This is a genomic window from Dermacoccus sp. UBA1591 (genome assembly GCF_002322065.1).
In the GTDB taxonomy this organism is placed as follows: domain Bacteria; phylum Actinomycetota; class Actinomycetes; order Actinomycetales; family Dermatophilaceae; genus Dermacoccus; species Dermacoccus nishinomiyaensis.
Window position 1 is genome coordinate 1 of sequence record NZ_DCNR01000065.1, and the last position, 14,018, is coordinate 14,018.

General features: G+C 70.1%; 11 protein-coding genes, 1 other RNA gene and 2 pseudogenes. 5 read left to right on the forward strand and 9 right to left on the reverse strand.

Translation table 11 applies throughout. The annotated features are described in order from the left end of the window. Positions 1 to 110: 110 nt before the first annotated feature. Positions 111 to 653, reverse strand: coding sequence for an MFS transporter (locus B2284_RS06970; protein ID WP_136788080.1), 543 nt, complete (start codon positions 651 to 653; stop codon positions 111 to 113). Between the two features lie 165 nt (positions 654 to 818). Between B2284_RS06970 and B2284_RS06975 the strand changes: the two genes are divergently transcribed. Continuing rightward, entirely contained in the window at positions 819 to 1,184 is a 366-nt protein-coding gene (locus B2284_RS06975; protein WP_136788081.1) for a hypothetical protein, read from the forward strand. Positions 1,185 to 1,196: 12 nt separating this feature from the next. On the opposite strand, the gene B2284_RS06980 is transcribed toward B2284_RS06975, so the two are convergent. The 4 genes from B2284_RS06980 to B2284_RS06995 form a co-directional block, all read right to left on the reverse strand. Next, the gene (locus B2284_RS06980; RefSeq protein WP_170957150.1) at positions 1,197 to 1,532 is read right to left on the reverse strand and encodes a DUF3039 domain-containing protein; all 336 of its coding nucleotides are present in this window, start codon (positions 1,530 to 1,532) and stop codon (positions 1,197 to 1,199) included. Positions 1,533 to 1,600: 68 nt separating this feature from the next. Then, a complete protein-coding gene (locus tag B2284_RS06985; RefSeq protein WP_240742462.1) occupies positions 1,601 to 2,164 on the reverse strand; it encodes a YqgE/AlgH family protein in 564 nt (187 codons plus the stop codon). Positions 2,165 to 2,266: 102 nt separating this feature from the next. Next, positions 2,267 to 5,158 carry a DEAD/DEAH box helicase gene (locus B2284_RS06990; protein ID WP_240742463.1) on the reverse strand — a complete coding sequence of 964 codons (2,892 nt, stop codon included), beginning with the start codon at positions 5,156 to 5,158 and terminating at the stop codon, positions 2,267 to 2,269. A gap of 264 nt (positions 5,159 to 5,422) precedes the next feature. Next, a complete protein-coding gene (locus B2284_RS06995) occupies positions 5,423 to 5,776 on the reverse strand; it encodes a VanZ family protein (protein WP_006943839.1) in 354 nt (117 codons plus the stop codon). Between the two features lie 110 nt (positions 5,777 to 5,886). On the opposite strand from B2284_RS06995, the gene B2284_RS07000 reads away from it, so the two are divergent. Further along, a complete protein-coding gene (locus B2284_RS07000) occupies positions 5,887 to 6,537 on the forward strand; it encodes a hypothetical protein (protein ID WP_136788084.1) in 651 nt (216 codons plus the stop codon). Between the two features lie 60 nt (positions 6,538 to 6,597). On the opposite strand, the gene B2284_RS07005 is transcribed toward B2284_RS07000, so the two are convergent. The 3 genes and pseudogenes from B2284_RS07005 to B2284_RS14470 all read right to left on the reverse strand — a co-directional run. Continuing rightward, positions 6,598 to 6,726, reverse strand: a complete 129-nt coding sequence (locus B2284_RS07005; protein WP_222122248.1) for a DUF6011 domain-containing protein — start codon at positions 6,724 to 6,726, stop codon at positions 6,598 to 6,600. A 143-nt stretch (positions 6,727 to 6,869) separates the two neighbouring features. Then, positions 6,870 to 7,112 (reverse strand): annotated as a pseudogene (locus B2284_RS14465) (hypothetical protein); the annotation flags it as partial. A gap of 145 nt (positions 7,113 to 7,257) precedes the next feature. Then, positions 7,258 to 7,596: pseudogene (locus B2284_RS14470) on the reverse strand (HipA N-terminal domain-containing protein); the annotation flags it as partial. An 88-nt stretch (positions 7,597 to 7,684) separates the two neighbouring features. On the opposite strand from B2284_RS14470, the gene B2284_RS07015 reads away from it, so the two are divergent. Next, positions 7,685 to 7,849, forward strand: a complete 165-nt coding sequence (locus B2284_RS07015; RefSeq protein ID WP_170957151.1) for a hypothetical protein — start codon at positions 7,685 to 7,687, stop codon at positions 7,847 to 7,849. Positions 7,850 to 7,948: 99 nt separating this feature from the next. Here B2284_RS07015 and ssrA read toward each other — a convergent pair. After that, positions 7,949 to 8,315: a transfer-messenger RNA gene (ssrA, locus tag B2284_RS07020) on the reverse strand. A gap of 407 nt (positions 8,316 to 8,722) precedes the next feature. On the opposite strand from ssrA, the gene B2284_RS07025 reads away from it, so the two are divergent. Next, entirely contained in the window at positions 8,723 to 10,303 is a 1,581-nt protein-coding gene (locus B2284_RS07025; protein WP_136788088.1) for an MFS transporter, read from the forward strand. A gap of 227 nt (positions 10,304 to 10,530) precedes the next feature. Continuing rightward, the gene (locus tag B2284_RS07030; protein ID WP_136788089.1) at positions 10,531 to 13,911 is read left to right on the forward strand and encodes a pyruvate carboxylase; all 3,381 of its coding nucleotides are present in this window, start codon (positions 10,531 to 10,533) and stop codon (positions 13,909 to 13,911) included. Positions 13,912 to 14,018: the final 107 nt, after the last annotated feature.

Consider the following 14,018-nt stretch of genomic DNA (forward strand, 5'->3'; position numbering starts at 1 on the left):
GCGCCAGGGCAGGCTGCGCGCGGCGGGGGCGTCGGCCCCGGATGCGATGGGCGCCGGTTCCGGCCGCGCGTGCGGGACGTACGGCGCGAGCGTCGCGGCGGCGGGCAGGATCATGAGCACCGCGGCGGCGACGCGAAGCCCCAGCGATGCGTCGCGAGCGCGATGAGCGTGCCGAGGACGCCGCCGCGCGTCCACGCCCCGTGGAACGTCGACATGAGCGGGCGCCCGTAATGGTGCTCGATGGCGACGGCCTGCATGTTGCACCCGGCGTCGACCAGGCCGAGGCCCAGGCCATACGCAGCCATCACCGACTCCAGTGCGCCGACGCCGTGCGCGAGGCCGATGTGCGGCAGCGCGACGACGATGGCGGCGAAGCCGATGTGCGGCAGCGCGACGACGATGGCGGCGAAGCCGACGCGCAGGCTGCGCGTCGTGCCGCCGCGCGCGGCGAGGAACTCCCGCGCCACCGAACCGAGCCCCCGCGCACAGCACGAGCGCGATGGGGGCAGGCTGCCACCGCCGGAGCCCACTCGTCGCCGCTTCGTCGCTTCACCCAGCAGGCTCCCAGCTGACGAGACGGGCTGGGTCGCGACGGCGCGTCGAAGGGTGTCGGAGGCGCGCCGGGCGACGGCGGAGAGTGGGGTGAGCACCACACCCTGGAGTTGAGTAGCGCTCAACCCACCATGCGGGGCGTCCGCGCGCCTAGGGTGGAGTCAGTCATGGACATCGAGCACTCGATGGCCCCGGCGGCGCGTCGCCGCTCGGTCCATCGAGGCCGCTCACCCCTGGCCGGGGCTCGCAGGGAAAGGACGAGAGTCATGGTTCGCACGAGAGCCCAACTCACCGATGCTCAACGCGAGAAGCTCAGCGCCGTCACTGCGGCGCGCGAAGCGCGTCTCGCCGCCGAAGCGGAGTACCGGCGGGCGGTCGCCGCCGCCGATCAGGCGAAGGTGACGAAGAGCGCCATCGCCGAGGCGGCCGGCGTCAGCGTCGAGGCCGTCCGCACGGTGCTCATCCGCATGGCCGAATCGCACGCGCCCGCAGTCGAGGTTCGTGAGCACCTGACGGGGGTCGACGGCGGCTCGGCGACGGCGTCCACCGCCGCGGGAGTGGTCGTCACCGGCGCCGTCGGTGCGGCCCCGGTGACCGGCGACGTCAGGCAGCCTGTCGCGAAGGCGAGCTGACGCCCGTCGGCGTCACTCCCCGCCGTCCTGCGGCGGACGCAGGCCCTGGTAGATCTCCTTGCACGTCGGGCACACCGGAAACTTCTCCGGGTCGCGGCCCGGTACCCACACCTTGCCGCACAGCGCGGTGACGGGCTCGCCCGACAGCGCCGACTCCATGATCTTCTCCTTGCGCACGTAGTGCGCGAAGCGCTCGTGATCGCCGGGCTCGGAGAGCTGGTGGTCGACCTGCTCTTGCTCCAGCACCGCCGTCGACGTGCCCGGCCCTCCGAGGCCGCCCGGGCCGTCGGGCGCGCCGAGGGGCGATGACGGGTCGTCGATCGAAGAGTTCCACACAACCGGGTTCATGGGCGCCAGTGTAGGCGCGCCGCCCGCGGCGGGCCAGGGGGCAGCGAGCCGAGGCGTCAGGCGGCGGGTCAGTTGAGCGTCGGGTCGTCGGGGAACGACGCCAGGAGGCACGTCGGGATGGGTTGGCGTGCGAGGACGCGCGCCCACAACGTCTCGGGGTCGGCGTCGAACAGGTCGGCGATCTCGGGTTCGGCGCGCACCCACCACCCGTCAGCGAGTTCGACGTCGAGTTGGCCCGGCTCCCAGCCGCAGTTGCCGGCGAACACGCGTAGCCCCGACAGCTGCGGGGCGACGATCTCCGGCGGCGCGTCGAGGTCGACGACGGCGAGCGAACCGAACAGTCGCGTGGCGCCCACGACGTCACCGCGCCCCGGCACGCCCGCGAGCGCGACCGCCGTGTCGAGGCCGACGGGCCCGCCCTGGAAGAGACGATCGGGCGTCGAGCACGCGGACTGCCACCCCGGAAGGACCGAGTCGACACCGGCCTCGAGCGGTTCGGTGAGCACGACGCCCTGGGCGCCGTCGTCACCGTGGTGGAGGACGAACACGACGCTACGGGTGAACATGTCACCCTCGTCGCGGTCGTGGGCACGAGGCACCGCGACGAGCAGTCGGCCGGTCAACGAGGTCACCCGTCCATTGTGGAACACGCCCGCCCCGAACGCGATGTTGCCCGGTGATCGGGGCACGGGGCCCCGGATCACCGGGCAACATCAGCGCAGATTCAGTCGGCGTCAGTCGCGGTTGCCACGGTAGCCACCACGGTCGCCGCCGTACCCACCACGACCCCCCTGGCCGCCGCGACCACCGAAGCTCTGACGACGGTTCTCGCGCTCGAAACCACCGTCGATGTCGTCGCGGTAACCGCGCCCGCCACCGAAGCCGCGGTCGTCGCCGCGTCCGCGGCCCTGGCCACGGCCGTCGCGGTCGTTGAAACGTCCACGACCACCACGGTCGAAGCCGCCGCCACGGCCGTAACCGCCGCGCCCGCCGTCACGACCACCGCGGTCGTAACCACCCCGGCCACCGCGCTCGTAGCCACGGCCGCCGCGACCACCACGGTCGTTGCGCGGCGCGAGGGTGCGACGCAGGTCGTCCTCGGAGATCGAACGGCCCTCGGGCGTCGAACCGCCCGCGGCGACGATCGCCTCGTCACCGGGGCGCGTGCGCACGAGGCTCACGTCGACGCCGGCGGAGTCGAGTAGACGCTGCATCGAGCGGCGCTGGTGCGGCAGCGCCAGGGTGATGACGGTGCCCTTCTCCCCCGCGCGGGCCGTGCGGCCGGCGCGGTGCAGGTAGTCCTTGTGGTCGGCCGGCGGGTCGACCTGGAGCACGACGCCGACCTCGTCGACGTGGATGCCGCGCGCCGCGACGTCCGTCGCGACGAGCACGGGCACACGCCCGTCCTTGAACGCCGACAGGACACGGTTGCGCTGACCCTGGTTGAGGCCACCGTGCAGCGCGGCAGCCATGACGCCCTGCTCGCGCAGCTCTGCGGCGACACGGTCGGCGCCCATCTTGGTGCGGACGAACACCACGGTGCGTCCCTCACGGTTCGCGACCTCGGCCGTCACTACCTTCTTGTCGCGCGGCTCGATGAGCAGCGCGTGGTGCTCCATCGTGGTGACGGTGGCGGTGCCGTCGTCCGTCGAGTGCGTCACCGGGTCGACGAGGTACTTGTCGACGACGGTGTCGATGCCACGGTCGAGCGTCGCGGAGAACAGCAGGCGCTGGCCGCCTTCGGGCACGAGGTCGAGGATCTCGGTGATGGCCTCGAGGAAGCCCATCTCGGCCATGTGGTCAGCCTCGTCGAGCACGGCGATCTCGACGCGGCTCAGGTCGGCCGCGCCACGCTCGATGAGGTCGGACAGGCGACCCGGCGTGGCGATGAGGACGTCGACGCCGCGCTCCAGCGCGGACAGCTGCGGCTCGTACGGCATGCCACCGGCGACGAGCTTGTGCTTGAGACCGACGACGTGGACGAGCGGCTGCAGCGCATCGCTCACCTGCATCGCAAGTTCACGCGTCGGCACGAGGACGATGGCGCGCGGCTGGTGCGCGCGAGCCTTGCCGCCCTCAGCGAGACGCGCCAGCATCGGCAGACCGAAGCCGAGCGTCTTGCCCGAACCCGTGCGACCGCGGCCGAGGACGTCCTTGCCGGCCATCGCGTCGGGAATCGTCGCCGCCTGGATCGGGAACGGCTTCGTGATGCCGTCACGCGCCATGCGCTCGACGAGCGCCTCGGGCAGCCCGAGCTCGGTGAACGTCATGATGACGCTCTCGTCGATCTCGTCCGACTCGCTCTCGTCGAAGCCCGCGTGCTCGCCGTCGGCCGTGCCCGCGGTGGCGCTCGTGGCGTCGGCGGGGTCGGTGTTCTCCGCGTCGGTGTTGTCGGCGTCAGAGTTGGTCGTGTCGGAGTCGGCGGCGTCAACACCGTCGCGCTCGGCGTCCGTGGCGTCGGCGGTGGGAGCGTCGTCGACGCGGACGTCACCCTCGACGTCGCCGTCGACGTGGACGCGCTCGTCGGGGTTCTGTTCGCCGACGACGTCGACGTTCTCGCGCTGGATGTTCTCGCTCGTGGCCGCGTCGGCCTCGACGGTGGTCGCCGCGACGTCGGCGTTCGCCGCCGTCACGTTCTCGACCTGCGCGTCCTCGACGCGGGACTCGTCACGCACGGGGGCCGCGTCGAACGAGCGGTCGGGGCGCCCGAAGCGCTTCTCGCGGTCGAAACCGCCCTCACGGCGGTCGTCGCGGCGCTGGAAGCCGCCGTCACGGCGGTCGCCACGGTTGAAACCGCCGCGGTCGTCGCGACGCTGGAAGCCGCCCTCGCGACGGTCGTTGTCACGGTTGAACCCACCGCGCCGGTCGTCACGGCCCTGGTAGCCACCACGACGGTCATCACGGTTGAAGCCACCGCGACGGTCGTCACCGCCACGGAAACCGCCCTCGCGACGATCGTTGTCGCGGTTGAAACCACCACGACGGTCATCGCCACCACGGTTGAAACCACCGCGGTCATCGCGACGCTGGAAGCCACCCTCGCGACGGTCGTCGCGGCCCCCGAAGCCACCACGACGGTCGTCGCCACCGCGGTTGAAACCGCCACGGCGGTCGTCGCCGCGGAAGCCGCCCTCACGGCGGTCGTTGTCACGGCTGAAACCACCACGACGGTCATCACCGCCGCGGAAGCCGCCCTCACGGCGGTCGTTGTCACGGCTGAAACCACCACGGCGATCATCACGGCCCTGGAAGCCGCCACGGCGCTCGTCGCTACCGCGGTTGAAACCACCACGACGGTCGTCGCCGCCGCGGAACCCGCCCTCACGGCGGTCGTTGTCACGGCTGAAGCCACCGCGTCGCTCATCGCGGCCGCGGAAACCACCGTCACGGCGTTCGTCACGGGCCTGGAAGCCGCCACGACGCTCGTCACCGCCGCGGAACCCGCCCTCACGGCGGTCGTTGTCACGGCTGAAACCGCCGCGTCGCTCGTCGCGTCCGCCCGCGGCGCCGTCGCGGCGTCCTCCGAAGTCGCGGCCGCCGGAGCGGTCCTGGCCGCGCTTGGCGCCGGCCTTGTCGGCGTGCGACCAGCGCGGCTTCTTGCCGTTGTTGTTGTTCGTCGAAGACATGGGTGTGAACCTCTCGGTCGAGAGCACCGAAGGCGAGCACGCCAGAGAGCCCGTGGAGCACGTGGGCTGGAAGGATTGCGTACTGGGTGGATCGGCGCTGTTGCGTGGGATCTCGGCGCTCACATGACGGCGTCACATCGTGGGTGACGCTCAGAGAACGGGCCTACTCTCACCACCACGTGCCGCCACAGGGAGTAGCTGCGGGCACGCTCAAACCGAAAGCAAACCTACTGAACGCAAGATCAATGGTCCCCCAAGTCTACGTCACGCCCGGCGGCGCAGCAGACGCGTCAACCCCCACGCCAGGATGATTCCTGTCACATCGGCGAGTGCGTCGCGCCAGTCCGCGTCGCGCTCCACGACGTCCGTGCCCTGGATCAGTTCGGAGATCGGCGCATAGAACGCGAGCATGAGCGCCACCCATCGCCACCGTCCGAGCAGTGCCAGGAGGGCGGGTCCGCCGAACATGCAGGCGTGGACCACCTTGTCGGCGTGGGGGAACAGCTCACCTTCTGCCCCGCTCGAATGGAACACGTACAGGAGGTACGTCTGCAGTGCGAGGGCGAGCACGAGCAGCGCGCGGCAGGCGCGGACGAGGCGGGAGTCGGAAGGGGGCATCCCGTGCAGTATCGCACCGCGCACGTCCGGCGCCCTCTCGGCGGGTTCTCAGGCTGTCGGCCTAGCTTCGAGCGGCTGCGACGAGGCAGCCCCGCGCCCAAGGAGCTCTCATGACGGTGCACTTCGATCACGCCGCCCACGTCGCGACGATGTGGCTGCCGCAGCTGTCCCCCACCCACGCGACGGTCGTCTCGACGCTCGCCGCGCTCGCGTTCTGCGCCGTGCTGATCGGCGCGATCGCGTGGATGTTCGCGTCGATGTGCCTGGAGCAGGCCCACCCGTGGCGCTTCGGCGTGATCGCGGCGCTCGCCGTCGTCGCGCTCGTGGCGGCGGTGCCGTCGATGCGTCATCGCGTGGCGGGCCCGGCGCCCATCGCGTCGGCCACGGCGACGATCGAGCGCGCCGACGCGTTGAGCGCAGCGCGTGCCGCCGCCGTCCCTGAGAAGGACTGGCGCCCGGAGGCGAAGGCCGTCGCCGCGCCGGCCTCGAGTGACGTGACGTGGTCGCCCGATGACCTGCACGCCCTCAGCGTCGCCGCGCAGAAGAAGAACGGGCTGACAGAGACGTACGCGCGAAGCCGCATCGAGGTCGACTCGACCGGCCAGGACACCGCGACGATCGCCGCGCACGGCACGACCTACCTGACGAAGGACGACAAGCGCGTCCGCTGCGTTGCACGCGTCAAGAACGTCGTGAAGAACAACGTCGGCCAGCCGCTGGCCGCCGACCTCGATCAGGTGGTGTGCGTCCCGGCGGCCTGAGGACACTGCGTTCTGCTGCCTCACACGGCCCGTGCCCCTTTCACGGCTCGACCCCGACGCTCACACCTTCTTGGAGCATTCGGGGCCGGAGCCACGTGCAATGGACTCCGGTGAGCGAAGCGGGCGCCCACAGACACGGCATCGCCCCACCGATCCAGCGGAGGCGTCATGTGGGGCGAGATCCAACACGACGGGGCCGGGCGCTCCCCCAACACCTCGCGGGTTCGCTGCCTCATCACACCGTCGAACCCGTCGCGCACGGCTCGATCGTGGTGCGGTTGGAAGCCGTGGTTACGCAGGTGGTTGTCCTTGTTTCCCACGAGGAGGTTCAGCACTGTGCGCTTCCACAGCTCCGCGAGATCCACACGGCCGGAGGCGGCCATGTGCGGTTCGAACGCTTCGGCCACCGCCACCAACGGTGATCCCAGCGTGTGCGGCGATGTCCAGGCAGACCTTCTCCCATGCGACGACGTCGGTGTCGTCCTTGGTCGAGGTGAACTTCGCCAACATGAGGTGCCCGTTCTCGTCCACGACGACGGCCTTGGGGCGCGCACCACCCATCGACGAACCCGCATCGAACGGTTCCTTGATGTCCGCGTCGCTGTCCGTGTGACTCTCCGCTCGCTGCGCCACCGCCTCGAGGTGAGCCATGTCGAGCATCTTGGGCACGCCTGCGCTCTCGCTCATCTCGACTCCGTCGCGCGCGAAGCGAAGTGCGCCCATCCGTAGCCGGTCGCGCACGGCGAGAAGGACGTCGACTGCGCCAGGCACACCCCTGCCGTCGGCCTGCCACGTCCGTTCGATGATCTGCCGGCCCCACCGAGCAGGTGCGCTGTCCGAGAAGACCTGCGGCAGGGCCCCCTTCTCGGCATATGTCACCTGAGGCGCACTGCCTGCCAGCACGGGCAGCGCCGGCGACAGCGAGTAGCCGTACTCAGCGCTCGCCCACGACTTCTCATAGCGGAAAGTGCCACCGCTTCGTGGATGCGGATGCCACGTACCGACCGTCATGTCCTCACCGTCGACCGACGTCGAGACGCTGATGGCGGCGCCGCTCATCTCTCAATCCTCCAGCGGCGCAGAGCTGGCCAAAGCCCTCCCGCGTGCGCACTGGCGGTGGGGATCGGTGGACGCCACGAGCTCGTCCATGGGCGATCTATTGATCGAGAAGTCGGGCGGGACGGCCATCAACCCGGCGGGGTTTGTCCCGATCTATGACGCCGATCGTGCAACGGTGGCTCGGCATCCGCGAGTGGTGAAAGCCGGACCGCACGACGTGCAAGAGCCCGCCGTCAACCCTCCGGAGGGATGACGGCGGGCTCCGTGCCACACGCGTCACGCAGCAGCCTGATTCACGCTGCGTGACGAGTTCTGCGAACAGCCGCTCGGCCTCGCTACCGATGCATGGAGGTGGTGGAGATGGGGGGAATTGAACCCCCGTCCATCGACGGCGATCCAGGGCTTCTCCGGGCGCAGTCATCCTGCGGATTTTCTCGGCCCCGCGGCAAGGAATGACACATTCCGCGACAGGCCCAGTCGAGTGAGAGTCCCACAACGCCCCTCGACAAGACGTTGCAGCAAGTTCTCTAGCTGATGCCAGACACTGAGTCGAGAACTAGCTCAGGCTGACAGACTTCGGGCTCGCTCAGGCGGCGAGGGCGAAGTCGGTGCGCTTGGAATCGGCACCTATGGGTTTGCAGAGAGCGTTAACGAGATAACTCTGCATCCTCGGCCCGCTTCCCCTGGGACGGCGACCGATGTCGAAACCGATCATCCCCATGGAAACTGTTCGCTCTGTGGAGTTGTGCTTGCTGACGAATCAGCGTCCGTCAGTCTAGCGGTTCAACAGCGAAGGACGCGAGCGCATTCCCACGCCCTGCGCCTCCTGCCGTGTCGCGCGCCACACGAGGATCGCTTGGCGCCTCACCCAGAGGGGTCTATCGTTGTTCCACGGTCGTTGCATCTTCAATCACCTCGCCGCACGGGCACGTTGCGTCGCGCCACGGCCGATCCCATCCCGACGAACGGCGGCCAACGCGCGGCTGCACTTCCCCAGGGTAGCGCCCGATCGCCCTGCTGCCCGCGTTCGATCCCGCGCGCATCACACTCCGTCGGTTCCTCGCCGGCCTCCCCCCCACGCCTGCCCCGGCCCCTCAAGGGCGCCAACTCGAGAAAGGAGGGGCTGATGTCGACTGCTGCTGTCAGCACTCACGGCCCCGACGCACCCGTGGAGTCATCCACCGACAACCCCGCGAAGCCCAACCTCAGCCTCGCGCTCTTCGTGATCGCCTGCGCCCAGCTCATGATCGTGCTCGATGGGACGGTCGTGAACATCGCACTACCCCACATCCAGACCGATCTGCACTTCAGCCAGTCCGGCCTTCAGTGGGTCGTCACCTCCTACGCGCTGGCTCTCGGTTCGCTCCTGCTGCTGGGCGGGCGCCTCGGCGACATCTTCGGACGCCGCCGCATGTTCACCGTCGGCATCGCCGTGTTCGCTCTCGCCTCGCTGCTCGGCGGCATCGCGCCCAACCCCACCCTCCTGCTCGCCGCGCGCGTGCTCCAGGGTGCCGGTGCGGCGCTGGCTCAGCCGGCGGCACTGGCCCTCGTCAACACGACGTTCCCGCCCGGCAAGGAGCGCAACCGCGCCATGGGTGTCTACGCCGCGATGTCCGGCGCCGGTGCAGCGATCGGCCTCATCCTCGGCGGCGTGCTGACCGAGATCGACTGGCGCTGGACGATGCTCATCAACGTGCCCATCGGCATCGCCGTCGCCGTGCTCGCACCCCGCGTGCTCGTCGAATCCGACGGTCACGAGGGCACCCTCGACATCATCGGCGCCGTCACGGCGACCGCGGGTCTGTTCGGCATCGTCTACGGCCTGTCCAACGCCGCGTCCCACTCGTGGGGCGACACCTGGACCCTCGTGCCGCTGATCGTGGGCACCCTGCTCGTCATCGCGTTCGCGGCCATCGAGAGCCGCACCGAGCACGCCCTGTTGCCGACGCGCATCCTCGCCGACCGCACGCGAGGCACCGCGATCCTCGCGATGCTCATCATGGGTGCCGCGATGTTCGCGATGTTCTTCTTCCTCGGCCTGTACATCCAGCAGGTGCTCGGTTATTCGCCGGTCAAGTCCGGTTTCGCGTTCCTGCCGTTCAGCCTCGGCATCGTCATCGCCGCGGGCCTGTCGCAAAACCTCGTCACGCGCATCAAGCCGCGCTACCTCTCGGGCTTCGGCGGCCTGCTCGCAGCAGCGGGCATGTGGTCGTTCACCCAGCTCGACACGCACTCGAGCTACGCGACGCACCTGCTGCCCGGCATCTTCGTCATGGCCCTCGGCATGGGCTTCGTCTTCATCCCGATGACGCTCGCCGCCTCCCACGGCGTCGAAGCGAAGGACTCGGGGGCCGCCGCCTCCGCGCTCAACACCGCGCAGCAGATCGGTGGTTCGATCGGTCTCGCCGCTCTCACCACGGTGTATTCGCACTATGCGACGCAGCGTGCCGACGAGCTCAAGGCCGCCGCCGCTGCCGCGATGGCGAAGGTGCCGACGTCGGTGCAGGAAACGGCTGAGTTCAAGTCGAAGATGCAGGCCCAGCAGGCAGCCGGAGCGCTCGACGTGCAGACCTTCGCCTCGACGCACGGGTTCTGGGTGGCCTCCGGCATGCTTCTCGTCGGAGCCCTGCTCATCCTGATCTTCATCACGATTCGCAGCGACGAACTGCAGACCGACGGGGCAGCGCCCACCGCGCACGTGGGCTGACGCGGTCGCTTCAGCTTGCACACCCTCGCCTCTGGGCGGGCTCGACCCGGCGTCGGGCCGCCCAGAGGCTTTTCTCACGTCCGGTGTGGTGCGAGACACGCGTGTGTTGCCAACTGTTCGCTATTGGTCGGTTTTGCCGCGAAACTCTGCGGTTTTCAGCCCTGAGCGACCGGTAGTGTCAGCACCAACTGCGCCGCCGCGGCGCCCCACCCCGAACGGAGATGTGCATGTTCCGCAAGGTCCTGGTCGCCAACCGAGGCGAGATCGCCGTGCGCGCGTTCCGCGCCGCCACCGAGCTGGGCGCCACCACCGTCGCCGTCTTTCCCCACGAGGACCGCGGCAGCGAGCATCGTCTCAAGGCCGACGAGGCCTACCAGATCGGCGAGGTCGGCCACCCCGTGCGCGCCTACCTCGACGTCGATGAGATCATCCGCGTCGCCCGCGAATCGGGCGCCGACGCGATCTACCCCGGCTACGGCTTCCTGTCCGAGAACCCGCTGCTCGCCGAGGCGTGCGCCGACGCCGGCATCACCTTCATCGGCCCCAAGCCCGACGTGCTGCACATGACGGGCAACAAGGCGACGGCCATCGCCGCGGCCAAGCGCGCCGGCCTGCCGACGCTGCGCAGCGTGCCGCCGTCGTCCGACATCGACGAACTCGTCAAGGGCGCCGACGACATCGGCTACCCCGTCTTCGTCAAGGCCGTCGCCGGCGGCGGCGGGCGCGGCATGCGTCGCGTCGAGAAGCCCGAGGCGCTGCGCGAGAACCTCGAGGCCGCGATGCGCGAAGCCGAATCCGCCTTCGGTGACGCGACCTGCTTCATCGAGGAAGCCGTCGTCGACCCGCGCCACATCGAGGTGCAGATCCTCGCCGACGGTGAGGGCGACGTCGTCCACCTCTTCGAACGCGACTGCTCCGTGCAGCGACGCCACCAGAAGGTCGTCGAGATCGCGCCGGCACCGAACCTCTCCCCCGAACTGCGCGAACGCATGTGCGCCGACGCCGTCGCGTTCGCGAAGGAGATCGGCTACTCGTGCGCCGGCACCGTCGAGTTCCTGCTCGACACCCGCGGCCGCTACGTGTTCATCGAGATGAACCCGCGCATCCAGGTCGAGCACACCGTCACCGAGGAGGTCACCGACGTCGACCTCGTCGCCGCGCAGATGCGCATCGCCTCCGGCGACACCCTCGACGACCTCGGCCTCGCTCAGGAGAACATCCACCTGCGCGGCGCGGCGCTGCAGTGCCGCATCACGACCGAGGACCCGGCCAACGGCTTCCGCCCCGACACCGGCACGATCACCGCCTACCGTTCCGCGGGCGGCTCGGGCGTTCGCCTCGACGGCGGCACGATCCACATGGGCGCCGAGGTCAGCGCCCACTTCGACTCGATGCTCGTCAAGCTCACCTGCCGCGGCCGCGACTTCGCGACGGCCGTGCGCCGCGCCCGCCGCGCCCTCGCCGAGTTTCGCGTGCGCGGTGTCAGCACGAACATCCCCTTCCTGCAGGCCCTGCTCGAGGACCCGGCATTCATCTCCGGCAACGTGACGACGTCGTTCATCGAGACCCACCCGCACCTGCTCGACGCGCGCACCCCCGGCGATCGCGGCACGAAGCTGCTCACCTACCTCGCCGAGACGACCGTCAACAAGCCGTACGGCGACCACTCAGCACTCGCCATCACGGCGCGCGAGAAGCTGCCCGCATTCGACATCAGCGGCCCCGTCCCGCCCGGCGCGCGCGACCGGCTGATCACCGAAGGGCCCGAGGCGTTCGCCCGCGCTCTGCGCGAGCAGCAGGCCGTCGCCGTCACCGAGACGACGATGCGCGACGCCCACCAGTCCCTGCTCGCGACGCGCATCCGCACCCGCGACCTGCTGCACGTCGCGCCGTACGTCGCACGCATGACGCCGCAGCTGCTGTCGATGGAGGCCTGGGGCGGCGCGACGTACGACGTCGCGCTGCGCTTCCTGTCCGAAGACCCGTGGGACCGCCTCGCGAAGCTGCGCGAGGCGATGCCGAACATCCCGATCCAGATGCTGCTGCGCGGGCGCAACACCGTTGGCTACACGCCGTACCCGACCAAGGTGACCGACGCGTTCGTCACCGAGGCCGCGCGCACGGGTGTCGACATCTTCCGCATCTTCGACGCCCTCAACGACGTCGAGCAGATGCGTCCCGCCATCGAAGCGGTGCGCGAGACGGGCACCGCCGTCGCCGAGGTGGCCCTGTGCTACACCGGCAACCTCGCCTCCCCCGACGAGAAGCTCTACACGCTCGACTACTACCTCGCGCTCGCCGAGAAGATCGTCGACGCCGGCGCCCACGTCCTCGCGATCAAGGACATGGCGGGTCTGCTGCGCGCCCCGGCGGCGCGTACCCTCGTCACCGCGTTGCGGGAGCGCTTCGACCTGCCCGTGCACCTGCACACCCACGACACGGCCGGTGGCCAGCTCGCGACGCTGCTCGCCGCCATCGACGCGGGCGTCGACGCGGTCGACGTCGCGAGCGCCGCGATGTCGGGCACGACGAGCCAGCCGTCGATGTCGGCGCTCGTCGCGGCGACGGACGGCACGGACCGTGCGACGGGGCTCGACCTCGCGAACGTGTGCGACCTCGAGCCGTACTGGGAGGCCGTGCGCACCCTCTACAAGCCGTTCGAGTCGGGCCTCGCCGCGCCGACGGGTCGCGTGTACCGTCACGAGATCCCGGGTGGGCAGCTGTCGAACCTGCGCCAGCAGGCGATCGCGCTCGGCCTCGGCGACCGCTTCGAGGCGATCGAGGACATGTACGCCGCGGCCAACGACATCCTCGGCAACGTCGTCAAGGTGACGCCGAGCTCGAAGGTCGTCGGCGACCTCGCGCTCGCGCTCGTCAGCGCGAACGCCGACCCGAAGGACTTCGAGGCCAACCCGCAGAACTACGACATCCCGGACTCCGTCATCGGCTTCCTCGGCGGCGAGCTCGGCGACCCGCCCGGTGGCTGGCCCGAGCCGTTCCGCACGAAGGCCCTCGCCGGACGCACGGTGCGCCCGCGCGTCGAGGAGCTGAGCGCCGATGACGAGGCCGACCTCGCACGCGACCCGCGCGGCACGCTCAACCGCCTGCTGTTCCCCGGCCCGACGCAGGACTACGCGCGTGCCCGCGAGCTCTACAGCGACCTGTCGGTGCTGTCGACGAAGGAGTTCCTCCACGGCCTCGCGCCCGGGCAGGAGCACGAGGTCGACCTCGAGCCGGGCAAGAAGATCCTGATGTCTGTCGCGTCCGTCTCCGAGCCCGACGAGCGCGGCATGCGCACCGTGCTCGCGACGCTCAACGGCCAGCTGCGCCCCGTCCAGGTGCGCGACCACGCCGTCAAGGTCGACGTCGCCGCCGTCGAGAAGGCCGACCCGAAGAACGTCGGCCACGTCGCCGCGCCGTTCGCGGGCATGGTGTCCGTCAGCGTCGCCGAGGGTGACGAGGTCGCGGCAGGCGACACGGTCGCGACGATCGAAGCGATGAAGATGGAGGCCTCCATCACGACGCCCGTCGCGGGCACCGTCAAGCGCGTGGCTCTGACGCACGAGACGCAGGTCGAGGGCGGCGACCTCGTCATCGTCATCGAGTGATGTCCGCCGCCGTGACCTGACGGCTCGCGGCCTCCGCTCGGGCCCGTCAGGTCGTGCGGCGCATGCGAAAGGGGCGCCCGTCTCGAGTCGAGACGGGCGCCCCTTTC